At 34.0% G+C, this 24,829-nt stretch carries 20 protein-coding genes and 2 tRNA genes; 9 read left to right on the top strand and 13 right to left on the bottom strand.

Annotated elements, in window-relative coordinates:
* Positions 1–3 precede the first annotated feature (3 nt).
* The 3 genes from EQG63_RS04730 to EQG63_RS04720 are packed head-to-tail and all read right to left on the bottom strand — an operon-like array spanning position 4 to position 7,149.
* Entirely contained in the window at positions 4–6,072 is a 6,069-nt protein-coding gene (locus EQG63_RS04730; protein WP_129434937.1) for a hypothetical protein, read from the bottom strand.
* On the bottom strand, positions 6,069–6,665 hold the full coding sequence (locus EQG63_RS04725) for a hypothetical protein (protein WP_129434935.1): 597 nt from the start codon (positions 6,663–6,665) through the stop codon (positions 6,069–6,071). Before EQG63_RS04725 ends, EQG63_RS04730 begins: the two co-directional genes overlap by 4 nt.
* Complete coding sequence (locus EQG63_RS04720) at positions 6,649–7,149, bottom strand: OmpH family outer membrane protein (RefSeq protein ID WP_129434934.1); 501 nt, start codon at positions 7,147–7,149, stop codon at positions 6,649–6,651. Before EQG63_RS04720 ends, EQG63_RS04725 begins: the two co-directional genes overlap by 17 nt.
* A 170-nt stretch (positions 7,150–7,319) precedes the next feature.
* Here EQG63_RS04720 and EQG63_RS04715 point away from each other — a divergent pair, with 170 nt between their 5' ends.
* The 5 genes from EQG63_RS04715 to EQG63_RS04695 are packed head-to-tail and all read left to right on the top strand — an operon-like array spanning position 7,320 to position 11,110.
* Positions 7,320–7,988 (top strand): toxin-antitoxin system YwqK family antitoxin, encoded by a 669-nt coding sequence (locus EQG63_RS04715; RefSeq protein ID WP_129434932.1) that lies wholly within the window; start codon positions 7,320–7,322, stop codon positions 7,986–7,988.
* Positions 7,981–9,192 carry a hypothetical protein gene (locus tag EQG63_RS04710; protein WP_129434930.1) on the top strand — a complete coding sequence of 404 codons (1,212 nt, stop codon included), beginning with the start codon at positions 7,981–7,983 and terminating at the stop codon, positions 9,190–9,192. The genes EQG63_RS04715 and EQG63_RS04710 overlap by 8 nt, the downstream gene beginning before the upstream one ends.
* Positions 9,167–9,511 carry a hypothetical protein gene (locus EQG63_RS04705; RefSeq protein WP_129434928.1) on the top strand — a complete coding sequence of 115 codons (345 nt, stop codon included), beginning with the start codon at positions 9,167–9,169 and terminating at the stop codon, positions 9,509–9,511. Before EQG63_RS04710 ends, EQG63_RS04705 begins: the two co-directional genes overlap by 26 nt.
* The gene (locus tag EQG63_RS04700) at positions 9,504–9,989 is read left to right on the top strand and encodes a PulJ/GspJ family protein (RefSeq protein ID WP_129434926.1); all 486 of its coding nucleotides are present in this window, start codon (positions 9,504–9,506) and stop codon (positions 9,987–9,989) included. The genes EQG63_RS04705 and EQG63_RS04700 overlap by 8 nt, the downstream gene beginning before the upstream one ends.
* The gene (locus EQG63_RS04695; RefSeq protein WP_129434924.1) at positions 9,989–11,110 is read left to right on the top strand and encodes a type II secretion system F family protein; all 1,122 of its coding nucleotides are present in this window, start codon (positions 9,989–9,991) and stop codon (positions 11,108–11,110) included. The genes EQG63_RS04700 and EQG63_RS04695 overlap by 1 nt, the downstream gene beginning before the upstream one ends.
* Positions 11,111–11,366: 256 nt before the next feature.
* Here the strand turns inward: EQG63_RS04695 and EQG63_RS04690 are convergent.
* From EQG63_RS04690 to mutS, 3 genes are all read right to left on the bottom strand, one after another.
* Positions 11,367–11,450: transfer RNA gene (locus EQG63_RS04690), tRNA-Leu, on the bottom strand.
* Between the two features lie 39 nt (positions 11,451–11,489).
* A tRNA-Gly gene (locus tag EQG63_RS04685) sits at positions 11,490–11,562 on the bottom strand.
* Positions 11,563–11,701: 139 nt separating this feature from the next.
* On the bottom strand, positions 11,702–14,308 hold the full coding sequence (gene mutS / locus EQG63_RS04680; RefSeq protein ID WP_129434922.1) for a DNA mismatch repair protein MutS: 2,607 nt from the start codon (positions 14,306–14,308) through the stop codon (positions 11,702–11,704).
* Between the two features lie 100 nt (positions 14,309–14,408).
* On the opposite strand from mutS, the gene EQG63_RS04675 reads away from it, so the two are divergent.
* Both EQG63_RS04675 and EQG63_RS04670 read left to right on the top strand, forming a co-directional pair.
* The gene (locus tag EQG63_RS04675; RefSeq protein ID WP_129434919.1) at positions 14,409–14,954 is read left to right on the top strand and encodes a DUF1573 domain-containing protein; all 546 of its coding nucleotides are present in this window, start codon (positions 14,409–14,411) and stop codon (positions 14,952–14,954) included.
* Between the two features lie 67 nt (positions 14,955–15,021).
* Complete coding sequence (locus EQG63_RS04670; RefSeq protein WP_129434917.1) at positions 15,022–15,555, top strand: RNA methyltransferase; 534 nt, start codon at positions 15,022–15,024, stop codon at positions 15,553–15,555.
* Between the two features lie 10 nt (positions 15,556–15,565).
* On the opposite strand, the gene folK is transcribed toward EQG63_RS04670, so the two are convergent.
* Positions 15,566–16,702, bottom strand: a complete 1,137-nt coding sequence (gene folK, locus EQG63_RS04665) for a 2-amino-4-hydroxy-6-hydroxymethyldihydropteridine diphosphokinase (protein WP_129434915.1) — start codon at positions 16,700–16,702, stop codon at positions 15,566–15,568.
* A 123-nt stretch (positions 16,703–16,825) separates the two neighbouring features.
* Between folK and sppA the strand changes: the two genes are divergently transcribed.
* A complete protein-coding gene (sppA, locus tag EQG63_RS04660; RefSeq protein WP_129434912.1) occupies positions 16,826–18,592 on the top strand; it encodes a signal peptide peptidase SppA in 1,767 nt (588 codons plus the stop codon).
* 55 nt (positions 18,593–18,647) lie between these two features.
* Here the strand turns inward: sppA and clpX are convergent, their stop codons facing one another.
* The 6 genes from clpX to EQG63_RS04630 form a co-directional block, all read right to left on the bottom strand.
* Positions 18,648–19,880: an ATP-dependent Clp protease ATP-binding subunit ClpX gene (gene clpX / locus EQG63_RS04655; RefSeq protein WP_129434910.1), complete on the bottom strand. Its 1,233-nt coding sequence runs from the start codon at positions 19,878–19,880 to the stop codon at positions 18,648–18,650.
* 37 nt (positions 19,881–19,917) lie between these two features.
* Entirely contained in the window at positions 19,918–20,574 is a 657-nt protein-coding gene (gene clpP, locus EQG63_RS04650) for an ATP-dependent Clp endopeptidase proteolytic subunit ClpP (RefSeq protein WP_129434908.1), read from the bottom strand.
* Positions 20,575–20,726: 152 nt separating this feature from the next.
* Entirely contained in the window at positions 20,727–22,052 is a 1,326-nt protein-coding gene (gene tig, locus EQG63_RS04645; RefSeq protein WP_129434906.1) for a trigger factor, read from the bottom strand.
* A gap of 162 nt (positions 22,053–22,214) precedes the next feature.
* The gene (locus EQG63_RS04640) at positions 22,215–22,553 is read right to left on the bottom strand and encodes a phage holin family protein (RefSeq protein WP_129434904.1); all 339 of its coding nucleotides are present in this window, start codon (positions 22,551–22,553) and stop codon (positions 22,215–22,217) included.
* A gap of 18 nt (positions 22,554–22,571) precedes the next feature.
* Complete coding sequence (locus EQG63_RS04635; RefSeq protein ID WP_129435281.1) at positions 22,572–23,336, bottom strand: alpha/beta fold hydrolase; 765 nt, start codon at positions 23,334–23,336, stop codon at positions 22,572–22,574.
* A 4-nt stretch (positions 23,337–23,340) separates the two neighbouring features.
* The gene (locus EQG63_RS04630) at positions 23,341–24,066 is read right to left on the bottom strand and encodes a pyridoxine 5'-phosphate synthase (protein WP_129434902.1); all 726 of its coding nucleotides are present in this window, start codon (positions 24,064–24,066) and stop codon (positions 23,341–23,343) included.
* A gap of 100 nt (positions 24,067–24,166) precedes the next feature.
* Between EQG63_RS04630 and EQG63_RS04625 the strand changes: the two genes are divergently transcribed.
* On the top strand, positions 24,167–24,826 hold the full coding sequence (locus EQG63_RS04625) for a CBS domain-containing protein (protein WP_129434900.1): 660 nt from the start codon (positions 24,167–24,169) through the stop codon (positions 24,824–24,826).
* Positions 24,827–24,829: the final 3 nt, after the last annotated feature.

Genomic DNA, 24,829 nt, shown 5'->3' with positions numbered 1-24,829 from the left:
TCTTTATTGACATTCAAGACTACCTCTATGAATATCATGATTACCATTTAATTGTTGGCTATTATAGTATGGACGTGTTAATAATAAGTTCATTAAAGCTCCATTGACTCTTATAGGAATTGTAATAGTTGTTAAATAGGTAGTATTATTTTGATTATAACCTATGTCAATTATTCCATAATACGTTAAATATTTACCATCGGGATCACCTGGAATATCAGTAAAAGTATAGCTACCGTCAACATAATCACCTGGTATTGGATTCCCATTAACATCCTCATTTAAAAAAGCTACAGACTGACCTTCAACAGTTAACCCATTACAAACAGGAGATACTTTATATTTCACATAAGGTTTTGGTGGTGGAGTACTCATTCCAACAGTCATATTACTACTATGAATAACCAAAGGATCTAATACTTCACTACAGTTGTACATGCATAATCTCGGTGATGCCGTTATTACTTCTGGCATTAAAGAACGAACTATTCTAACAGGTGTTGAAGGTGTTACTTTAACACTTCGTTTACCCGTATGCGATTCGGTGTTACTTATGGTGACTGGAACAAGACTTCCTGAATTACCACTACTAAACACAAAGTGTTTTCTCATGGAATTCTGTGTTTCCTCAAAACCTTCATAACCAATCTCACGGTATTTTGCATTAGAAGCAACCGCTACTGGCAACTTATTTTGGTAACCATATTGCGCCGCACTATACCTATTTAAGGCGTCTTTGTTTTCTAATTCCATTCCGAATGGACTGAACTGTGTGACACTACTAGCGTAGGTCCAATTTGTAGTTACTGTTGACCAAGCTCCATTAATAAACTGATAGAAAGGAGAGAAATTAGTAAAGAATCCTTCATTTCTAGGATTATTGACTTGATTGGAAGAGCTATTTCTACCAGTTAAGTACGCATACGATTTTTCAGCTCTCCATTCGCCTTTTATATTCCACAAATAAGGATTGTAATTTAATTGGAAAGGATGTGAAACCTCTCCTGAAATTTCTGGATTTACTCCCGGCAACGTTGGATACACTGAAGCAATATTCATGTCGTTTTGTGGTTTCCAAAAATCATTATATACCACAGCACTCGAATTAATTATTCTAGGATTAGAACTAGAATTAGCATTAAAAATAAATGAATTTTGATCTAATATATCAGGAAACGAATCGCCATTTGTATCTTTTAAAGGATTGATCATAGAAGTTACAGAAGCCATAGAAGCACTTTGTAAATTTCTATTTCCTGAACGAACATTTTTAAAATTGTAAACTTTATAGTTATTTCCACAGTAATCAATATAACTACCTTCTTCGTTTATAAGAAGTAATCCTGTTTTTGTACTATTAAAACCTAAAACCCACACTTTTAATTTTTCAGTAGTTGATTCTAACATAAGCTCATCGCCCAATTTAAAATAAGGAGTAATATCTGTTGTTATCATTGAAGATGAATTCATTGGATCAACAATATTAAAGTACGGCCTTGGATCATACTGACAATTGGCTACACGTTTTAAAGTCCCAACAACACCAATATTTGTTGATGCTGGCCCCATACCTTCATACATCCAGTAGGCCGGATACGTGAACGAATAATAATGATCATTATACTCGTTTATGGTTTCTGTTAATAGCACTTCACCTGAATTAGCATCCCAAGCCAAATTCTTAGTAGATACGGTGGCGCCTAAATCGTCGGCAATTTTTTCTTCTAAAATTCCAGTTCTATGGATGTGTTTTGTGGTTACTGCAGTTCTTAGTTGGTTCTCATTGTAGGAACTTTCAGGGAGAATCATTGGAACAGGAACAGGAACAGCCAAAACCATAAATGTTGCTACATTTGCTTTAAACCCAGAAGTCGTTGTTGCTGAAAAACTTTCATTGAAATCATTGATTACATCATAATCAAGGCCTAATAGTTTTTTGGAAACATTCCCTTTTGAATCTATTGTTGTTAGGTTATTGTCTAAGTTTCCTTTACTATCAAGCTTATACTTGTAATCTACTCTTGATACTTTACCTCCATTTTCATCAAAAACAGTTTCTGCTTTTGTTTTACCATTCATATCATTAGTTTCAATTGAAAATCCTTGAGACATAGTCAAGTGGTTCCTTACACTAATATTTCCTAACTTGACTAATGATCCAATGATATTATTTGGCACTAAATCATTTATCATATCTAGATCAGTATATGCTACTTTAGTTGGAAAATCACGAGTAGTAAAGTGTTCTGTCACTATTTTCCCTGTAGCATGTTTTTTAACTTTTATACCGTTAATTGGAGTAGCTTCTAAATTTTTAACAGATACTCTAGCATAAGTTACTGTAGCAGCGGGGAAAAAGTTTTCTCCAAATGGTTTTTCAAAATAATTAGAATCTCTAGGCGCTGCAATACTTTCAGCATAACTTTCGGAATGCCCATTATAATCACTCTTCATTGGTTCAACCAAAGGGTTTTCAGGACAAGCATTAGGTTCAAAAGTGGCAACACCACTAGATTTTGCAATTTCATTATTTGTTACTTCTTCATCGTACGAATACGTTTGCCCATAATTCATATTGGTTCCTCCACTTAAAGGAGCCATAACTTGCCAATTATCACTTAATTGAATAGACTTTACTCGCAATCCTCCTCCAAACTTTCTTCCAATCGGATTTTCCAATCGGATCCAAGATTTTGGTTTAAAAATTCTTGCGCAGCCTTCTTCTTGAAGTGGTAAATTTGGGCCTTTAAAAATTTCTTCAATTCTTTGAATACTTCCCTCTAGACTTTTTACTATAGCTTCAAAATTTGTTTCAGTTGGGTCATCTATTAAACCATATACTAAACGATTTAAGTGTGTGCGACCAAAACTCCATCCTGCTTTTGCCATTGGATTAACTTTAGCGCTACCATTAGTACTTCCACCTCTTTTTAACATTTGCAACGGTATCGCTACTATAGTTCCTTGCCCTCCATTATACTTTACGTTAATTGGAGCACTTGAAGATTCTTGCATTTTAAAGTAGCCCGATACATATTCATATTGCTTATTATTGTTTTTCATATTAAGCAAAAATTTAAACTGTATCGCTTTTCCATAATTTTCAGCCAAATAATGATTAATGAACCATTGACTTCTTTGGCCGGCAGCAATCGAACTTATAATATCCGTTTCGGATAATTTTACATAGATGTATTTGTTGTGAGAATTACCATTATACAATTCCATCGTACTTGCTTGGGTAATTGAAGGATCCGATGAATTACCAGAACCAATTACTTTAAACATTTGCATGGCTTTCTTTTCTTGCACATGTTGGTAGTCATCACTCTCCATTTCAATTTTAATTTCTCCTCCTGAAGGCAATGTGACAGACTTTAGATTCCAAGCTTGAGCATTGTTATCCGCTTCAGATTTATTTTGCTCTACATATGGAAATTCTGTATTTGATAAAGCTGTATTGATATAACCACTATTTGGAAGTTGTTTTTTATAGTTACCCCAAATATCAAATCCTTTCATATGATAATCAGGATTATTAATTTGATTGTCTACACCATAATTAAATTCATATGGTGTATATTTCCCCATATTAGAACCACTATAGGTGAAATACACTTTTTTAAGGGTTAATTTTCCTGGACCAGTCTCAGTACTTTCATTATGATCTACATGGTTTGGAATGTTTTTACACAACGAATAATCATATTCAAAAAAAGCCGTTTTAACAGGTTTAATAGTTCCATTACTACCTGGATCAACAATTTGCCCCATAGCATTTGTAACTTCAGGTAGAGAATACAATCGTATTGATTTTAAATATTTCATTCTACCTGTTCCTTTTCCTCCAGTTTCACCAGCAGTACCAATAGCATCTCTTCTTTCTCCCAAATCAAAAAAAGCTACATGTGTTTTAGTAACAATTTTATCTAGATATTTTAATTCTTTTTCCCCATAAAGAAAATTCCCTTTTTGATCTTCGTCTTTAGAAATAAGTCCTTCGTTGTAAGTTACTTTATCTTTTTGGAACGGGACTCTCCATTTATAAGGATCACCTGGTTGTTTTTTATATTCAAATTTGGTGTAACTCCCAAGATCATTTAGAGTTGGACCATTACCATCTACATCCTCATAATCTGAAGATAGCACCGAAGACAACATATAACTGTGGGCATAATTTTTTGTCGTGATTTTATTTAAAAACATATCACTTCGGTCAGATTCATTTCCTGAAGTCAAACCATTATATCCAACTAATCCCGTTGTATTATTTCCTTTTCTTGTAGACGATTGATTACTACCTGACACATCGAAAGTAGCTTCCACTTTTTTAGTATTGTAAGCCGTAATTCCATACACATAAGTACTTCCGTCTGTTTTAAGTATTTTTATTCCAGCGGTATGATGTGGCAAAGCATTATCATTCCTACTTATTAAAGGATCATCTGCTGCTTCTTTATCTGTAACCTTGTATACTAACTGACTACGAACATGGCGTTTGTCTCTTTTAATTTTTGAAATAGCAGTTTGATTTCTCTCTTTATCATAATATATAGGCTTAGTAGCACTATTTTTATTACCTCCGTAAATACCAATACTTATTGGTTTATTTCCTGCAATTTTAGAGTAGTAAATATTTTCTTCAGGGTCCACATTCATTCCACCGACCATTTTGTAAACATAAGGTTCATACCCTAACTTCTTTTTATCGGTATTACGCTCCATAAAATAAGGAATAACATTGTTATTGTTTATCCATGGACCAGTCCAAGTAATAGAGGGAGCTGCTTTGAAATCGCCACTTCCATGTACTAAATTACCCAAACCAATTTCTACACCAAAACTATCACTACTTCCATAATCAACTACGAAATCGTTATATACAGTACCAACTTGTGATCTATATGGTCTAAACTGTCCAGACACCCCTTGTCCTTCAATAGAATATAAATCATAAGTATAATTAGTAACTGGCAAAACTGTCGTATTTTGAGTTACAACGGTTTCATTTTCTCTGTTGAAATCTAGGATTCCTAATTGATCTCTTTTATACTCTGTATTTTCATAACCAAAAGCCTTTTCAGGTCTGTACTTATAATCCTCAGCCACATCTTGGTAAGAACCATATCCTGTAAATTGAATTTGACCCTCAACACCATAAATTTCTCCTCCCAAAGCCCCATTAAATGAAAAATTGGAATTTTTATACCCCACACGTTTACTTGGCGTAAAACTTTGATTATTAAATGAAATTGACCCACCTGATGAAGCCATTTCATGGGAATATCTGTCAACTGAACTACCATTAACTTTTCCATTTTTATCTCTAGTAACACCATTATCAACTCTGCTAACGGAAGCTGACATGTTTAAATTTTCGACCCCTTTTCTGCTATTTAAACCTAATGAAGCAGAACCCTTTAAGCTTGTTACTGCCCCTACATTAGCACTTGAAGATTTAACAGAAATCCCTACAGAAGGAGTAACTGTCGCTCCCTCATCCAGTGAACTCGAAAAATTCATACCTACAGAAACATTATCACAAAATTGGAAACCTATACCAAACGATGGCTTAAATGAAATCCCTTCATAATTATTAGTTTCAACACCTAACCCAACTCCTAAATTTAATCCATCGACTCCAAAAACAGCAGCATTTCCAGCTAGGTTTAATCCTACTGTTCTGTTTTGTCTCATATTATTCTCATAAATTACCTCATCTCCTCGAAAATCATCTGGCAATCCGCGTACTTGTCGTTCAATCTGACCCACATTTAAATTCCAACCCAATCCAACCCATGAAGCTTCTTGATCCATCGTAATCCCCGAGTTATAGGATAAATTAATAGGATAACCACCAACATCCATAATCGGAATATTATAGTTATAGTCTCCACTAGAGATATTGACCATATCGGAAGTACCAATGGGTGTAAACGAATTAAACTCTGGCTGTGTTGGACCAGAAGTCAAAGCATACATTTGCATGGGTGCAGTAATTTGCAACACCATCATAATCATTAAATAATAGGCAACGATTTTTGAAAATTTACTTTCTCTAATTTGCTTCATAACTTTATTTCGGTATAGGGATCTTTAAACTTAAACTTTATGGTTCCTTTTCTAAAAAGGTAATCTTGATAAACTAATTGTATTTTTTCATTTGGGTCAATTCCGGAAAAAAATAACAGCACTTTTTGAAAAGGTGCGATTTTATAATTTCTTTCATAGGTTACTCCTGAACATTTTATAGTGTCTTTTTTGGAAGTAACAACATAAAAATCTTTTTCTAATCCAAAAGACATATACTTCACTCCTTCTTCATAAGACATTCCTGTAAAATCTTTTTGCAACAGGTCTTTCTCTTCATCTTGATGGAAAGTGAATTCTATAATTCTTTCTGTTTTATTAGATTCATATAAAGAGTCAACTAAAAACAAATCTTCATTTCCTCTATCTTTAAGTAAATAATATTGAATAGGAACTTCTGTAGCAGTAAAATTAATATCATCAACCAATTGGTTTTGGATTTTAGACTTCCAACCAATCTTTTCCAATTGAAAATAACGTTCCCGAATTTCGGAGTCATCTTTGATTTCCTTTTTACATGAAATAAACACAAGTAAAAATAAAAGAAGAAGAACAAACTTATTTAGCACCTTCATACTTTGAATTTACATAATTAATAAGCTCGTTGGTTATATTAACACTAGGATCTGCGTATAAAATATCTTGTTTTTTTTCTGCACCAATAATCAATTTGTAGTTATTCTCACCAGAGAATTCATCAACATAAGAATGCAAACGTTTCCAAATTTTTTCAGTTTCTTCGTAGGCAAATTGCTGATTAAATTGTTCTAAATTTTCTTTCAAAGCAACATACTCTTTCATCAATATTTGCTGTTGAGCGGGATTACTTTTTTGAATAGTAACGTAAAGGGAATCTATTTTTGTTTTTTGAGTATTAAATTGGTTCTCCCCTATTTTTTTCATCTCCTTCGTCATGTTAAAACCATCAAAAAGCTGAATGTTATCAACATAAACTACATCTGGTTTATGAAACAGAAACTGAAAAATAAATAATAAAACCACCAAAACAGATACAACTAGGCTTGCATAAAGTAAGGATTCTTTTTTTGTAGGTAACATTTAGGTTTGTTAATTTTTTTGCGAAAATATGTTAAAAAAACAACTTTTACAATACACTAATTTAGTTAAGTAAAAAAAGATTTTTCTTACAAAAAGCAAATTATAAAAAACAATTTGTAACATTTTCAAAAACACGTACCTTGCATCCTCCTTTTTAAAAACACATTACATTGAAAACAAAAGCATTACATTTTAGTTTATTAATAATTTCCCTTTTCTTTTTATCATTTTCAGATCCATATTCGATAAAACGAATTTCTGATAAAGATTTTAGATATGAATTTTACACCACAAGTAAAACAATCAAACCACAGAGTAATAAAATATACTATTGGTTTAAAGGCGGAATAATTCATAATTCACAATCAGGAATATCAGGAGAGTTAATAAATGATAAGTTTGTAAAAATGTACCTCAGCAACCAATTAGCAGAACAAGGCTTTTTTAAAAAAGGCTTAAAAGTTGGATCTTGGAAGACTTGGTACCAAAATGGAATGATCGAAACAACTCAAAAATGGAGTAACGGAGTAAAATCAGGGAATTTTTATCGTTATAATGAAAATGGAGAACTTATTGAAAAAGGAAAATACAAAAACAACAAAAAAAATGGTGCTTGGATAGATTTTATAAAAAAAGACACAATTACATATAAAAACGGTAGTGTTTTTGTAAAAAAAATCAAGCTTTATAAAGAAGAAAAAGCTAAAGAAAAAGCTAAAGAAAAAGCTAAAGAAAAAGAAGAAAACAAATTGGAGAAAGTTTCAAAATCTGACGGAAAAACAAATTTTTTCAAAAGATTATTTAACAAAAAGGAAACCAAAAATAAAGCAAATGATTAAAGCGCATAGTCTTTTATATGCTATTTACATTTGCCTGATTGTGTCTATAATTTGTGGAGCATTATTGTATTTTTCTAATTTATACACTCAACTCAATCTCCATTACAACATTCAAGAAGAAATGTATGTTCACAATCAATCCGTTGTAAATTTTGCGTTAGGAAATAAAATTATTCAAGAAGAAATTCCAACAGATGAAAAATCAGGCATAGATGGGTTTTACACTATAAAACAATATGGATTATTGACTTTACTAACCGCTAACTCAGTTTTAAGAAAAGACACGATAACTTCCACTCATTTTGTTGGAAGTTATGCCTCAGATAAAACCGCCATTCATTTGGCAAATTTTACCAAATCACTTTCCTTTTCTGGAATAGTAAAACTAATTGGAGACAATGCATTGCCCACAAAACAGATTGAACCTTCATACCTAACGAATAAGCCTAACGAATTAGTAATAAAAGGAAAAACTTCAATTTCTGAAATTCGCTTACCGGAAATAAACCTTGAATTCGCAAAACTATTTGAAGGGATTAACTCAGAAAAAAAAGCTTTAAATGAAATTGAAAAACAAAAAGATTCATTGCATTTCAATTCATTTCACAATTCAACAAAAGAGGTATATGTCAATTCAGTAATAGGAAGTGTTATTTTTAAAGGGAACTTTATTTTAAAAAACAAAGATTCTATTTATGTAAAGAAGAATACCGTACTTGAAGACATAATTTTAATGGCGCCAAAAATCACCTTTGAATCAGGATTTACAGGAAACGTTCAAGCATTTGCAACAAAAGGGATAACTTTAGAAGAGAAAGTAATATTAAATTATCCGTCGGTAATTTGTGTCTATAATAATAGTTTTGAAGGAAGTTTAATCAACATAAAAAAAGAATGTAACATCACTGGTGCAGTTGTATTATTTGGCAATTCATTTGAAAATATTGGCAAAAACAGCATAGAAATAGATTCCGATGGATTGATTTTTGGTGATATTTATTGTACGGGAAAATTGGACTTAAAAAGTAATGTTATTGGAAGCGTTTACACTAATCGCTTCTTTCTTAAAACCACTTCTTCTACTTATGATAATACCATTTCTGACATTGAAATAAATTCGACGAAACGTCCTAACTATTATATCGCGATTCCTTTGTTTGATGCTAAAAAAACAACCTATGGTATTCTTAAAAAAGTATTGTAATCTTAAAGCCAATTCTATTTTAGAATCGGTCATAGCGCTAACAATTATTTCTATTTGTTTGTATTTTGCAATCATGATTTTTTCGGCTGTTTTCACACCAAGAACTTCTGCAAAATTTTATGACAAACAAAATAAAGTAAATGAACTGTTCTTTTTAGCACAATTAAGAAATGATTCTTTAACCTCTGGAAATGAAGATGAAAACCTTCAAATAGAAGAAGAAATTATAAATGAGAGTTTAAAAAAAATAAACATTCAATATAAAGACAGTTCACAATTTCAGTTTGAGAAAAGTTTTTACATACAAACTCATGACTAAAAAAAATTCCATAAATGCGTTTTCAATAGTAGAAGCCATAGTTAGTATGACTATTATGGCTATTATTTTAGGAATTGTTTTTTTTATTTTTTCAATAGTAACAGAGCGAATGTTAGATTATAAAAACCAAAACCAATTGGTAAACGATTTAAACCGATTAACTTATAGCCTCAATAAAGATATTTTTGATAATGAAAAGATGCATTTGATGCAAGATGGAATTATATTTAATGGATATTCTGGCGAGTTAGTTAGTTACAATTTTACGAATGACTACATTCTTCGGAGTAAAGAAACATTTATAGATACATTTAAAATAAAATTAAATCAAACTCGAATTGACTCTGTGAAAAGCAATTCACAAAGAAAAGTGTTTTTAAAATTAAATTTAAGTGTTGAAGCAAACGAAAGAGTTATGGATTTAAACTTCTACAAACCAGTGCATGCAAATGAACTTTTACAATCAATAAAAAAATAATGAGTTTAGATTTAAATACATATAAGGTTGAAAAATCTGAAAAGTCACTTCCAAAAGTAGAAGCTAATTTATTTCAATTTTCGAAAAAACTTTCAGACAAGAAAAAAGAAATTTTCTACAGAGAACTTGGTATGTTGTTAAAATCAGGCGTCGACATCAAGAAAGCCTTAGAAATATTGAGTCAACAGTCCAGCCATAAATTTGAGAAAGAAATTATTCTCGGAATAAAAAATAAAATAATCGAAGGCAGAAGCATTTATGAATCAATGCGAGAAACAAACCAGTTTTCTCCATATGAATATTACAGTATACAAATAGGAGAAGAAACTAGAAAACTAGAAGAAATCTTAGGAGAATTACAAAAATACTTCAACAGAAAAATTCAAATGAAACGCCAAATTATTTCGGTGTTAACATATCCTACAATTGTGATGTTGGTAACAGTTTTAGTATTGTATTTTATGCTTAACAAAGTGGTTCCGATGTTTAGTTCTGTTTTCAGACAATTTGGAAGTGAACTTCCAAAGAGTACGCAAATTATTATAAAAATATCCAATCACTCTGGAATGATTTTCGGAATTTTTATAGCTACAATAATAGGATTGACAATCATTCATGCTTTATTAAAAGAACAAGAAAACTATCGTGCAATTACTACCAAGTTGGTATTAAAAATCCCTTATTTCGGGAATTTAATTCAGAAAATTTACATTTCACGTTTTTGCCAATCAATGAAATTATTAATTACTTCCAAAACTACCTTATTAAATTCATTGTCGTTAACCTCAAAAATGATTGGTTTCTATCCAATCGAAATAGCAATCGAAAATATCAAAAACGATATAACAAAAGGTGAATCACTACATGAAAGTTTAAGAAAGCATAAGGTTTTCGAAAACAAAATGGTTTCAATGGTAGAAGTAGCAGAACAAATTAATCAACTCGACACAATGTTTGACAGACTAACCGAACAATATAATGAAGAAATTAGTCATCAAACCAAAATGATTGGAGTTATCTTAGAACCAATGATTATTATAGTAATAGGAATTATTGTAGGGGTTATTATGGTTTCAATGTATGCCCCAATGTTTGATTTGAGTAAGATAATTGGGAATTAAGAATAGTCTGAAATTATTTGAAAAGAAGGTAAGATTGTAAATAATTGGAATCCCTCCTATTTTATTAATGAGTGCATTAGGGCATAGTACGGGGAAAAATCTTCCTCGATGCACTCTATCCCAAAAACGACACTAATTCGGTTGATGATTGATTAATAAATTAACCTCTTCAAAGTTAAAAAAACTCCAAGCGTACAAATAATAAAAAAGAAAAACCGTAATTACTTAATTAAAAGCGTATTACGGTTTTTTCTTGTACTCAAGGCGGGACTTGAACCCGCACGAACTAATGTTCACTGGATTTTAAGTCCAGCGTGTCTACCAATTCCACCACTCGAGCATTTTACAATTACTTGTAAATATATTTTAAAGGTAGTAGAGCGAAAAACGGGGCTCGAACCCGCGACCTCGACCTTGGCAAGGTCGCGCTCTACCAACTGAGCTATTTTCGCATTGCGTTTTTAAAGAACTTCGCGATACTTGTTCCGTATTGCGAGTGCAAATATACAACAAGAAATTACTTCTGCAAGAACTTTTTAAAAAAATTTTGAATTCAATTTTTAAGCTCTTGAATTGTAATTCTTTATCCTTTTATTTTTTTGAAATCATACGTTTAATTTCGTTCAATTTCATCAAAGCTTCCACTGGAGTCAGTGTATTGATGTCTAAACTCAAAATTTCTTCTTTGATTTCTTCTAAAAGCGGGTCATCCATATTGAAAATACTTAGCTGCATTTCATCTTTCGCCGATTTAATGCCGCTCAATACTTCTCCCGAATGATTCTTTTCTAGTTTCTTTAAGATTTTCCCGGCTTTCTGAATTACTATTTGCGGCATTCCGGCCATTTTAGCCACATGAATACCAAAACTATGTGCACTTCCCCCTTTTTCTAATTTACGAATGAAAAGCACTGTATCTTTTAATTCCTTTACCGAAACATTATAATTTTGAATACGAGGCAAACTTTCGGTCATTTCGTTTAATTCGTGATAATGTGTCGCAAACAAGGTTTTGGGTTGCGCCGGATTTTCATGCAAAAACTCCGCAATCGACCACGCAATCGAAACACCATCATAGGTACTGGTTCCACGACCAATTTCATCCAACAACACCAAGCTTCTCTCGGAAATATTATTCAAAATGGAAGCGGTTTCGTTCATCTCTACCATAAACGTAGATTCTCCCATCGAAATATTATCGCTGGCCCCTACTCGGGTGAAAATTTTATCTACTAATCCCATTGTAACGGCATCAGCAGGAACAAAACTTCCCATTTGTGCCAACAATACAATCAAGGCGGTTTGACGCAAAATAGCCGATTTACCCGACATATTCGGACCAGTAATCATAATGATTTGTTGCGAATCTCTGTTCAGAAAGACATCATTGGCAATATACGGCACACCGATGGGCAATTGTTTTTCGATCACTGGATGACGTCCATTTTTAATATCCAATTCAAACGAATCGTTAATTTCTGGACGGCTGTAATTATTATCGATAGCCAATTGTGCAAACGAACACAAACAATCCAATTGTGCTATTAAATTAGCATTCAACTGCACCGGTTTGATGTAGGTCGCAATCCAACTCACCAATTGCTCAAACAACTGATTTTCCAATTGCTGGATTTTTTCTTCAGCACCTAAAATCTTCGATTCGTATTCTTTTAATTCTTCCGTAATATAACGCTCCGCATTGACCAAAGTTTGTTTACGAATCCATTCCGATGGCACTTTGTCTTTGTGCGTGTTTCGAACTTCAATATAATAGCCAAAAACATTGTTGAAAGAAATTTTTAGTGACGGAATTCCTGTCGCTTCCGACTCTCTCTTTTCAATAGCATCCAAAAACCCTTTTCCGGTATTGGAAATATTTCGCAATTCATCCAATTCGGCATTGACTCCAAACGCAATTGCATTTCCTTTGTTAATTGCAACGGGCGCCTCTTGATTTAAAGTCGTTCCAATTTTTTCGCGAAGCAAATCGCAAGAGTGCAGACTGTCGCCAATTACTTTTACCGCTTCCTGTGGACTTTTCAACGCCAATTCTTTCACTGGAATAATAGCATCTAAAGACACTTTCAAATAAACCAACTCCCGAGGCGAAATACGACCGGCAGCCACTTTGGAAATCAAACGTTCCAAATCGGAAATTTGTTTGATTTGGTATTGAATTTGATGTAGAATTTCTTGATTTTCTTTCAAATAACCGACCACTTCATGACGACTTCTGATTTTGGTCAAATCCTTCAATGGAAGGGCCAACCAACGTTTTAGCAATCTTCCGCCCATTGGCGAAAGAGTCTTGTCAATCACATCCAAAAGTGTAACGGCATTCGGATTATAGCTGTGGTACAATTCTAAATTTCGAATCGTAAAACGATCCATCCAAACGTAAGCATCTTCTGCAATTCGCTGAATAGACGTGATATGTTGTACTTTATTATGTTGGGTTTCGGATAAATAATATAAAATAGCCCCCGAAGCAATTACGCCGTGTTGCAACTCTTCAATTCCAAACCCTTTTAAGGAATTGGTTTGAAAATGCTGGGTTAAGGTTTCAACCGCATAATCTTCTTTATAAATCCAATCTTCCAAATAGAAGGCATGGAAATTATCGCCAAACGTTTCTAAAAAATCTTTTTTGTTTTGTTTGGGCACCAAAATTTCACTCGGACCAAAATTTTGCAACAATTTGTCTACATATTCTTCATTTCCTTCGGAAGTCAAAAATTCTCCTGTGGATACATCCAAAAATGAAACGCCTAGTTGCTTCTTTCCAAAATATATAGAAGCTAAAAAGTTATTCGACTTTGAAACCAAGACCTCATCGTTCATCGAAACACCTGGTGTAACCAATTCAGTCACTCCTCGTTTTACAATCGTTTTGGTCATTTTAGGATCTTCCAACTGATCACAAATGGCCACTCGAAGTCCAGCTTTAACCAATTTTGGCAAATAGGTATTGATGGAATGATGCGGAAAACCGGCTAAAGCGGTTTCGGTTTCGGAACCAGCTCCTCGTTTTGTTAACGTAATTCCTAAAATTTTGGAGGCACGAATCGCATCTTCCCCAAAAGTTTCATAAAAATCCCCAACGCGAAACAATAAGCAAGCATCTGGGTACTTGTTCTTTATCTCGTTATACTGCTTCATCAGCGGAGTTTCCTTCGGCGATTTTTCTTTTGTTGACAAAACGTTAAATTTTTTGATTATTGGCGACGAATTTACTTATTTTGGCTCAATATTTGTTTAAATATTTTTACATTTGTTTATTAAATCTATTTATTGAATTATGAAAAAAATAATACTAATGGCTGCTGCCATAGCTTTCTTCGGAAATTTAGATGCATCTGCTCAAGAAATTGCTAAGAACACTAAAAAAGTAAAAAAAGCAAAAACAACTAAAGTGGCTTCAAAAAAAGAAGAAGCTCCTAAATTCGAAATGGTAAAAGTTGCTGGACCAGCGATGACATTTGAATCTGAAACAGTAGATTATGGAACTATAGAGCAAGGAGCTGACGGTCAAAGACAGTTCACGATTATTAACAACGGTACAGAACCATTAGTAATTTCTAATGCGGTTGGCTCTTGTGGTTGTACAGTACCAACTTTCCCTAAAGAACCAATTGCTCCAGGAGCAAAAGCGGTTATTGGGGTAAAATATGACACAAACAGAGTAGGTGCTTTTACAAAATCGGTAACAATTACTTCAAATGCGAAAGATTTACCAACAAAAGTGGTTACTATCAAAGGAACTGTAAACGCTAAAGCGGCGCCAGTATCTCCACTAACTCCAGCGGCTCCAGCAGGACCAGTTGTAGATATGCCAAAAAGCTAATACTTTACTATAATATAATTTCATCCCGATTGGTTCATTACTAATCGGGATTTTTTATTTTTGCAGCATGAGAAAAATTGAAAACAGCGAATTAGACCGAAAATCGATAGAAGAATTTAAGCAAGCCGAAAAAACGCCAATTATCATTGTATTGGATGACATCAGAAGTTTGCATAATATTGGTTCGGTTTTTAGAACAAGCGACGCCTTTTTGATTGAAAAAATTTATTTGTGCGGCATTACGGCTACACCACCCAATAAAGAAATTAACAAAACAGCACTTGGCGCAACCGACACGGTGACTTGGGAATATCAAAAAGATGTATTACAAGTGATTTCCGATTTGAAATCTCAAAATGTGGAAGTCTTTGCCATCGAACAAGTAGAAAATGCTATTTTCTTGGATGATTTTAAAACAGCAACGAATAAAAAATACGCCTTGGTTTTTGGGAATGAAGTATTCGGAGTCAATCAAGAAGCGGTGAAACTTTGTGATGGTGCGATTGAAATTCCGCAATTGGGAACCAAGCATTCGCTAAACATTTCTGTCAGTACAGGAATTGTGATTTGGGATTTGTTTTGTAAGTTGAAAACGACTTAGTCGAAACCATCTAACAATCCAACTTTTCTTGAATCGCTTGTAAAATAGTGATATAATCTTCTTGACGTTTTACAAAATCAAAATCGGAAACATCAATAACCAATACATTCAAATCGGTTTGTGTTTTGATATAATCCAAATAACCTTGATTGATTTTATCTAAATATTCCGCGGGAATTTCCTGTTCGTAACTACGACCGCGTTTCTTGATGTTTTTCAACAATCTTTCGGTATTTTGATACAAATACACATACAAATCCGGCTTTGGCATTTCTTTGTAAATGATATCAAACAACGTTTTATACAATCGGAATTCGTCTTCCTGCAAGGTTACTTTGGCAAAAATTAAGGATTTGAAGATATGATAATCGGCCACCACGAAATCGGCAAACAAATCAAATTGCGACAAATCATCCGCCAATTGCTGGTAGCGATCGGCCAAAAATGACATTTCTAACGGAAAGGCATACCGGTTTTGATCTTTATAAAACTTCGGCAAAAACGGATTGTCCGCAAAACGCTCCAATACCAACTTCGCATTAAAATCTTCCGAAATTTTAGTCGCTAAAGTAGTTTTGCCCGCGCCAATATTTCCTTCTATCGCGATGTAATTGATTTGATTTACATTACAATTCATAGCGGGAGCGGTTAACGAGGCTACAATTTTGCAATCACTTTTATCTTCACACGTTTGAATCAGTTCTGGAATCGATTTATTTAAAATAGGATGTTGCCATTCCCATTTCAAATCTTGAAACGGAAGTAAGACAAATTTCCGATGCTGCATTTGCGTGTGCGGAATTGTGACATTTTCAGTGGTGATAATTTGCTCTTCTAAAGTAATAATATCGATGTCTATAATTCTGGCTTCATAACCGGCATCTTTCTTGCGTGTACGACCCATTTCTTTTTCAATAGCCGTGATTTTACGCAAAATCTTTTCTGCCGAAAAAGAAGTATGAATAAGTACGGCACAATTGTAAAAGGCATCGCTTTCAAAACCCCAAGATGGCGTTTCAAAGAGTTGTGAAACACGCAAAACCAATCCAATTCGTTGGTGCACCAATTGAATACAAGTCTCGATGTTTTCGAGTCGATTTCCGATATTACTTCCTAATGAAAGGACAACTTTTTTCTGCAAATTCATAGCACGACAAAGTAACTAAAAAGAAATCGACGGTAATAATTAATTTAATATTCTGTTAATAACTATTTGACTGTAACAAAAAACACAAACCGACTACTAATTAAGAATAAAATAAGATTGAAGATGAATTTTTTAAAGAACGTATTGGCCACTATTGTTGGCTTATTTTTATTTTGTGTGTTATTCTTTTTTGGAATAATTATACTAGGAGCCCTTTTTGGTGGCGATGATAAAACAGTAGTCAAAGACAATTCGGTTTTAGAATTGAATTTGGAAAAAGTGACCAATGATTATGGCGGAAAGTACAATTATGAAGACATGCCTTTTTTGAATGAAAAAGGAACTGGCGAAGGTTTATCCGATGTTTTAAAAGCTATTGATGCTGCTGCAAGCGATGAAAAAATCAAAGGTATTTCGATTTTAAATACTACTTTAAATTTAGGGGTAGCACAAACCAAAGCCTTACGTGATGAACTGGAAAAATTTAAAAAGTCAGGAAAATTCGTATTGGCGTATGGCAATGTCATTTCTCAAAAAGAGTATTATCTAAATTCAGTAGCGACAAAAGTATATTTGAATCCTGTGGGCGAATTAGACTTCAAAGGCCTTTCTACTGAAGTAATGTATTTCAAGGATTTCCAAGACAAAACCGGTTTAAAAATGGAAGTCATTCGTCATGGAAAATACAAAAGTGCGGTTGAACCGTTCTTAGCAAGTGAAATGAGTCCTGAAAATCGCGAACAAATCACAACCTTTTTAAATTCAATTTGGAATTCAATTGTGGTAGATATTGCGAAATCAAGAAATATTCCAGTGGAAAAACTAAATGCCATTGCAACCGATTTACTTGCTAGAACACCTGAAATGGCGAAAGCTAACAAACTTGTAGACGTAGTGGCGTATGAAGATGTTTATCACAACGACATCAAAAAATTATTAGACATTGAAAAAGAAGAAGAGTACAATACGGTAGACATCATGGATTACTCCAGAGATATTGCTATTGACTCTGAATTTTCTACCAAAGATAAAATTGCAGTGATTTATGCGCAAGGAGAAATTGGCTCAGGCGAAGGTGATTTGAATGTTGTTGGTGAAGGTTCTATGCGTCGTGCCTTGAAAGAAGCGCGTGAAGACGAAGAAGTAAAAGCCATTGTACTACGTGTGGATAGTCCAGGCGGAAGTGCGTTAACTTCGGATTTGATTTGGAGAGAAATTGAAATCACAAAAAAAACCAAACCAGTGGTAGTATCTATGGGGAATTTAGCAGCTTCGGGAGGCTACTATATTTCTTGTAATGCCAATAAAATTTTTGCTGAAAACTCTACTATTACAGGTTCTATCGGTGTTTTTGGTATGTTACCAAACTTATCTCAAATAACAAGTAAATATGGGATTAATACCGAATTAGTCGAAACGCATAAAAACGCATCTGGATACAGTCCGTTCGAGCCGTTGGATGCCGATTTTAGAAACTTCACACAAGAAGGAGTAGAAAGTATTTACAAAACCTTTGTAACACGTGTGGCAACGGGTCGTAAAATGACTTTTGCTCAAGTAGATGCTATTGCTCAAGGACGTGTTTGGGCAGGTTCTGACGCTTTAAAACTAGGTTTGGTTGATGCTATTGGAGGAATGGATGATGCCTTAGCGTATGCGGCAAGCTTGGTAAAACTAGAAGAATATGATACCGTAGCCTATCCTGAATTTAAAATGGATTTCTTTGAGAAATTTGAGAATAGTGGTTTCTTAAGTTTTATGAAATCTCGTGAAACACTTTTAAAAGAAGAGTTAGGTGAAGAAAATTATCAAATGATTCAGCAAATCAAAAAGTTGAATTCAAAAAGAGGTGTTCAAGCATCACTTCCTTTCGAATTGGAGATTAAATAACAATATCAACATAAAAAAAGCCCCGAGAATATCGGGGCTTTTTTGTTATTATTTATTAGGAAGCAATCTCTAAACGCTTTAATAAGTTTTTAGTTAAGGCTTCTTCTACATAATGTCTGTCGATATGTAATTCCTTGGTGTCAGAACCAGGAATTTCATACATCGCATCGGTTAATATTGCTTCACAAAGCGAACGCAATCCACGCGCACCTAACTTATATTCTAAAGCTTTATCTACAATATAATCCAACGCTTCATCATCAATAGAGAAATCAATTTCATCCATCGCAAATAACTTTTTATATTGTTTTACCAAAGCATTTTTAGGCTCGGTCAAAATGGCACGAAGTGTTTTCTTGTCTAACGGATCCATATGGGTTAACACCGGCAAACGACCAATGATTTCAGGGATCAATCCAAATTCCTTAATATCCTTCGGAATCACGTACTGCAACAAATTGGTTTCATCGATTTTATCCGTTTCTTTGGAAGAACTGAACCCCATCGCTTGACGATTCAATCGTTTGGAGATAATTCTTTCAATCCCGTCAAAAGCACCACCAGCGATAAACAAAATATCTTGGGTATTGACTTCCACGAATTTCTGATCCGGATGCTTACGCCCTCCTTTGGGTGGCACATTGACAACGGTTCCTTCCAACAATTTCAATAAAGCTTGTTGCACCCCTTCTCCCGATACATCACGAGTGATCGATGGGTTGTCGCTTTTACGCGCAATTTTATCAATTTCATCAATAAAAACGATGCCGCGTTGTGCTTTTTCTACATCATAATCGGCTGCCTGAAGCAAACGCGTCAAAATACTTTCCACGTCTTCTCCTACATAACCGGCTTCGGTTAATACGGTAGCATCAACAATAGCCAAAGGCACATCCAACATTTTGGCAATGGTCTTCGCCACTAATGTTTTTCCAGTCCCGGTTTGTCCTGCCATAATGATGTTTGATTTTTCAATTTCCACATCATCACCATGGTCCAATTGCATCAATCTTTTGTAGTGATTGTATACCGCTACCGACATTACTTTCTTCGTCTGATCTTGTCCAATTACATATTTATCCAAAAAGGCTCTGATTTCTTTTGGTTTTTTCAAGACCAAATCGGCCACATTTTTAGACAATCCTGTTGCTTTTAATTCTTCCAAAACAATACCATGTGCCTGCTCGATACAACGATCACAGATGTGAGAGTCGATACCTGCAATTAACAAGTTGGTTTCGGGTTTTTTCCTTCCGCAGAAAGAGCATTCTAATATTTCTTTTGCCATTTTTTTGTGTAGTAATCAATATCCTTGATTACTAAATTTATCTTCTTAACACTTCATCAATCATTCCGTATTCTTTTGCTTCATCAGCAATCATCCAGTAATCTCTTTCTGAATCTTTGTAAACTTTTTCAAAAGGTTGTTTTGAATGATGTGCTATAATATTGTATAGTTCGTCTTTCAATTTCAACATTTCTTTTAAGTTAATTTCCATATCCGTCGCTACTCCTTGTGCACCACCTGAAGGTTGGTGAATCATCACTCTTGAATGGGGTAACGCCGAACGTTTTCCATCGGCACCAGCACATAATAATACTGCTCCCATTGAAGCCGCCATACCGGTACAGATTGTCGCTACATCAGGTTTGATAAATTGCATCGTATCGTAAATACCCAAACCAGCATAGACACTTCCACCTGGAGAATTGATATAGATTTGAATATCTTTAGAAGCATCTACACTTTCCAAGAACAACAATTGCGCTTGAATAATATTTGCCATATAATCGTCTACTCCAGTTCCCATGAAGATAATTCTATCCATCATTAAACGAGAGAAAACGTCTAATTGCGAAATATTTAACTGACGTTCTTCAATAATATACGGGGTCATACTACTTACAATTTTATCGTAGTACATACTGTTTACACCATGGTGTTTTGTAGCAAATTTTTTAAACTCTTTACCGTAATTCATGCTAGTATTTTTATTCGATTAGTATTTGATTTATATCTATAGACGAGAATTTACCTTCAAAGGTTGTTCCACAATCACAAACATGCCATTTTGTCTATAAAAAAAGCGTCAAATTTATCATCTGACGCTCAAATATAAGGAATTTTTGAAGATTATTCTCCGTACATTTCTTTTATGAATTGGTCGTAAGAAACTTCTTTTGTTTTCGCATTGAATTTCTCTTTGAACAAGTTTAGCATTTTTTCGCTCATTACTTGTTCTGACAAACGGCGTACTTCTTCTTGATTCGACATCACGCGCGCAACGATTCCGTCAACATCTTCTTGAGAAGGATCTAATTGACCAAATTGTGCCATTTGTTTTCTGATAACTTCACCGGTGTATGCTTTTAAATCTTCGAAAGTGATTTGTAAGTTGTTACCAGTAATGATTTTCGTTTCGATCAATTGGTAACGCAATCCGTTTTCTGATTTTGCATATTCTGCTTCAGCTTGTTCGGCAGTTAAAGGTGTTTCACCAACTGTTTGAATCCATTTTTTAAGGAACGTTGCTGGCAATTCTACTTGGTGTTTTTTAATTAAAAACTCGGTAGCATCGTTAAAGAATTTTTGATCGGCTTGTTGCGCAAATTGCTTTTCAGCATCTTCTTTAATTTTTGCTTTGATATCTTCCACTGAAGAAACGGCTCCAGGTCCGAATAATTTATCGAATAATTCTTGGTTTAATTCAGCTGGTTCGCTAGTCGTAATTTCTTCGATTTTGAAATCAACGTTAATATCCAAACCGTGAACATCATCATGACCTACTCCCATGTAATCCATTAATCTATGGTCATCATCAAACAAACCTTTAGTTGCCACTGAAACTACATCACCAACTTTTTTCCCAATGAAGGCTTTCGCGGCTTCTTTGCTTTTGAAAATATCTAAGGTAATTTGAGCAGGTTTGTTGATTCCTTTTTCTTCGTTCACAAAAGCACCACGAATATCATCGTCTTGAGCCACTTCGTTTTTAGCAATCATTTTTCCGTATTGTTTTTGAATACGTTTTACTTGCTCGTCTAACATTTTATCGTCGGCAACGATTTTGAAATATGTCAAATCATTTTTACCTTCTAAAGTAACATCAAACTCCGGCGCTAAACCTAATTCGAATTCGAAAGAAAAATCATCGGCATCCCAGTCCAATTCATTGTTGAATTTTGGTAATGGATTTCCTAAAATATCTAATTTTTCTTCTGTTAAGAATTTATTTAAACCTTCTTGGATTAATTTGTTAACCTCTTCCGCTAAAACCGCTTTACCATATTGCTTTTGAATTAAAGACATAGGTACTTGTCCCTTTCTGAAACCAGGAATGTTAGCATTTTTACGGTAGTTTTGCATTACTTTCTCTACATTTGCTGCATAGTCATTTTTTGCTACTGCCACTGTCACTACTGCGTTTAACGCATCAATATTCGTTTTTGTAATATTCATCTTTTGTATTTATTTTTTTTCAATTTGTAAGATGGAACCTCAAATTATTTTAATTTTCGGTTTCATTATCTGTGTTTTTTAGGTACTAAAATTGGGTGGCAAAATTACATAATTTCTACCACCCAACAAATTTTATTTAATTGAAAATTAACCGACTAATTTTTAGTCTTTTATAAACTTATACAACACCCATTGTGAAATTGACAAAAACACACTGAAAAGTAATGCGGTAAAAAAAGTAGCCACTTCAAAACCATCCACTAATTTATCACATAACAACACCATTGCAGCATTAATTACCAATAAGAATAATCCCAAACTAAAAATAGTTACTGGCAAAGTAAAAAACACTAGAATAGGTTTTAAAAATGTATTGAGTAGCGCCATAACAACCGCCACTATAACTGCAGTCAATGGATTCGCTACCGATACTCCGTTTAAAAAATAGGCCAACAACAACACAATGATTGTTGAAATTAAAAGTCTTTTTAATAAGTTCATTTTTTTATTTGTTTTTGGTTAGTTATTCAAAAAGTGTACCGTTTTCTCAAAAAATTCTGAAGGATTTTCGGCATGAAGCCAATGTCCTGCATTGGAAACCGTTTCGATTTCAGCTTTTGGAAAATGATGATAAATTGTTTCAAAATCGGAATCCAAAATATAATCGGATTTATCACCTCTTAAAAACAAGGTTTTTTTATCAAATTGATTTTCAAAAGGCAAGGCATCACCAATTGCGGAGGTATTTTCATTGAACACTTTTAAATTGAAACGAAAACCCAATTGTCTTGGTTCTACCCAGTATAAATTTTTCAACAAAAACTGACGGGTTCCAAAATCGTGAATGTATTCCGAAACTATTGTTTCCGCTTCAGCCCTGGAAGGTTTTTTAGCAAAATCGACCGCATTCAAAGCAGCCAAAATGGTTTGATGATGGGGAGCATACAATTTTGGACCAATATCGGCCACAATTAGTCTTTCCACCAAATCCGGATAGGTCGTTGCCAACAACATGGCTACTTTTCCACCCATAGAATGCCCAATGACTGAAATAGTTGTTAATTGATGGAATGTACAATACTCTACTACATCTTGCACCATAACCTCATAACCCCAATCCTCCGAATGGAAACTTTTTCCGTGATTGCGCAAATCCAACGCATGCACTTGAAAGCCTTCGCCTACATATTGTGCCGCTAAGGTTTTCCAATTGTCGGACATCCCGAGAAAACCGTGAATGATGACTAGTGGCTTTCCTTGACCTGTTATATTTGAATGAAGCAACATCTTATTTCAATTTTTGCAAATACATTTGAACTACATTTTCCAATCCCAAATACAACGATTCTGAAATCAATGCATGACCAATAGAAACTTCTAACAATCCCGGAATATTTTGATTAAAAAACTGAATATTATCCAAACTCAAATCATGGCCGGCGTTAATCCCTAATTTTAATTCATTCGCCAAATTAGCCGCTGCCACATAAGGCAAAATTCCATTGGTATTACCCAGACCGTATTGGTGTGCAAATTCTTCTGTGTAAAATTCAATGCGTTCTGTCCCGGTTGCTGCTGCTCCTTCAATCATTTCCAACACAGGATCAACAAAGATTGACGTTCGAATTCCGTTGCGTTGAAATTCGGCAATTACTTCTTTCAAATAGGATTGATTTTTTACAGTATCCCATCCAGCATTCGACGTTAATGCTCCAATTGCATCGGGAACCAGAGTTACTTGAGTAGGCTTACATTCTAAAACCAAATCGATGAAATTGTGCTGTGGATTTCCCTCTATATTATATTCGGTATAGACTACCTCTTTCAAATCACGTGCGTCCTGATAGCGAATATGACGCTCGTCGGGTCGTGGATGGATGGTAATTCCTTGCGCACCAAAACTTTGAATACGCTTTGCGGCTTCAACAACATTAGGCGTGTTTCCGCCACGCGAATTACGCAAAGTGGCAATTTTATTTATGTTTACACTTAATTTACATTGGTTTTGTGTCATTTTTGACGTAACTTTAGGTTTGAATGACAAAAATACGAACTTAAACAAGGTCAGTATCTTATTTTTTAATTATTTTGCAGAAGATTATTATCGAACTCCTATGACAGTTTTATCCGATTATATTAACCAAGATTTGAAACCGCTTGAAATTCAAGAAACGGTTGCCAACGCACAAGATTTTTTTCTTGACGTTCCTTTTTCTCATTTCCCTGTGATTGAAGAAGGCGTTTTTGTTGGAAATATTTCGGCAGAAGATATTGATTCTTTTGATTTTGATAAAAAATTAATCGATTACAAATATACTTTTGAAGGTTTTTTTACTCGAAAAAATTCCGTTTTATTAGATGTTTTGGATGATTTTGCCAAAAACGAAACCAATGTTATTCCGGTTCTTGACGAACTTAATAATTATATTGGTTACTATGAATTGGAAGATTTAATCAAAGTTTTCAATGAAACCCCGTTTTTAAAAGAATTAGGAGGTATTATCATTGTTGAAAAACCAATTAACGGGTATTCATTTAGTCAGATTTCACAAATTGTGGAAGGTAATAACGCTAAAATTTTGGGTGCTTATATATCTAGTTCAGATGCGGAAAAAGTACAGATTACGCTAAAAATAGCGGAAGGCAGTTTAAATGAAATCATTCAAACGTTTCGTCGTTATGAATACGAGATCATTTCCGAACATCAGGAAGACGATTATTTGAAAACTTTGAAAGAACGTTCCGATTATTTGGACAAATACCTTAACATCTAATTT

Origin of the sequence: Flavobacterium amnicola (assembly GCF_004122165.1) — a bacterium.
Lineage (GTDB): Bacteria > Bacteroidota > Bacteroidia > Flavobacteriales > Flavobacteriaceae > Flavobacterium > Flavobacterium amnicola.
The sequence above is the reverse complement of the archived record's forward strand: the minus strand, read 5'-3'. Positions and strand labels throughout refer to the sequence as shown.

Coding starts and splice junctions, on each gene's coding strand:
- EQG63_RS04730 (WP_129434937.1), bottom strand. CDS start 6,072: ATGAAGCAAATTAGAGAAAGTAAATTTTCAAAAATCGTTGCCTATTAT.
- EQG63_RS04725 (WP_129434935.1), bottom strand. CDS start 6,665: ATGAAGGTGCTAAATAAGTTTGTTCTTCTTCTTTTATTTTTACTTGTG.
- EQG63_RS04720 (WP_129434934.1), bottom strand. CDS start 7,149: ATGTTACCTACAAAAAAAGAATCCTTACTTTATGCAAGCCTAGTTGTA.
- EQG63_RS04710 (WP_129434930.1), top strand. CDS start 7,981: ATGATTAAAGCGCATAGTCTTTTATATGCTATTTACATTTGCCTGATT.
- EQG63_RS04705 (WP_129434928.1), top strand. CDS start 9,167: ATGGTATTCTTAAAAAAGTATTGTAATCTTAAAGCCAATTCTATTTTA.
- EQG63_RS04700 (WP_129434926.1), top strand. CDS start 9,504: ATGACTAAAAAAAATTCCATAAATGCGTTTTCAATAGTAGAAGCCATA.
- EQG63_RS04695 (WP_129434924.1), top strand. CDS start 9,989: ATGAGTTTAGATTTAAATACATATAAGGTTGAAAAATCTGAAAAGTCA.
- EQG63_RS04675 (WP_129434919.1), top strand. CDS start 14,409: ATGAAAAAAATAATACTAATGGCTGCTGCCATAGCTTTCTTCGGAAAT.
- EQG63_RS04670 (WP_129434917.1), top strand. CDS start 15,022: ATGAGAAAAATTGAAAACAGCGAATTAGACCGAAAATCGATAGAAGAA.
- folK (WP_129434915.1), bottom strand. CDS start 16,702: ATGAATTTGCAGAAAAAAGTTGTCCTTTCATTAGGAAGTAATATCGGA.
- sppA (WP_129434912.1), top strand. CDS start 16,826: ATGAATTTTTTAAAGAACGTATTGGCCACTATTGTTGGCTTATTTTTA.
- clpX (WP_129434910.1), bottom strand. CDS start 19,880: ATGGCAAAAGAAATATTAGAATGCTCTTTCTGCGGAAGGAAAAAACCC.
- clpP (WP_129434908.1), bottom strand. CDS start 20,574: ATGAATTACGGTAAAGAGTTTAAAAAATTTGCTACAAAACACCATGGT.
- tig (WP_129434906.1), bottom strand. CDS start 22,052: ATGAATATTACAAAAACGAATATTGATGCGTTAAACGCAGTAGTGACA.
- EQG63_RS04640 (WP_129434904.1), bottom strand. CDS start 22,553: ATGAACTTATTAAAAAGACTTTTAATTTCAACAATCATTGTGTTGTTG.
- EQG63_RS04630 (WP_129434902.1), bottom strand. CDS start 24,066: ATGACACAAAACCAATGTAAATTAAGTGTAAACATAAATAAAATTGCC.
- EQG63_RS04625 (WP_129434900.1), top strand. CDS start 24,167: ATGACAGTTTTATCCGATTATATTAACCAAGATTTGAAACCGCTTGAA.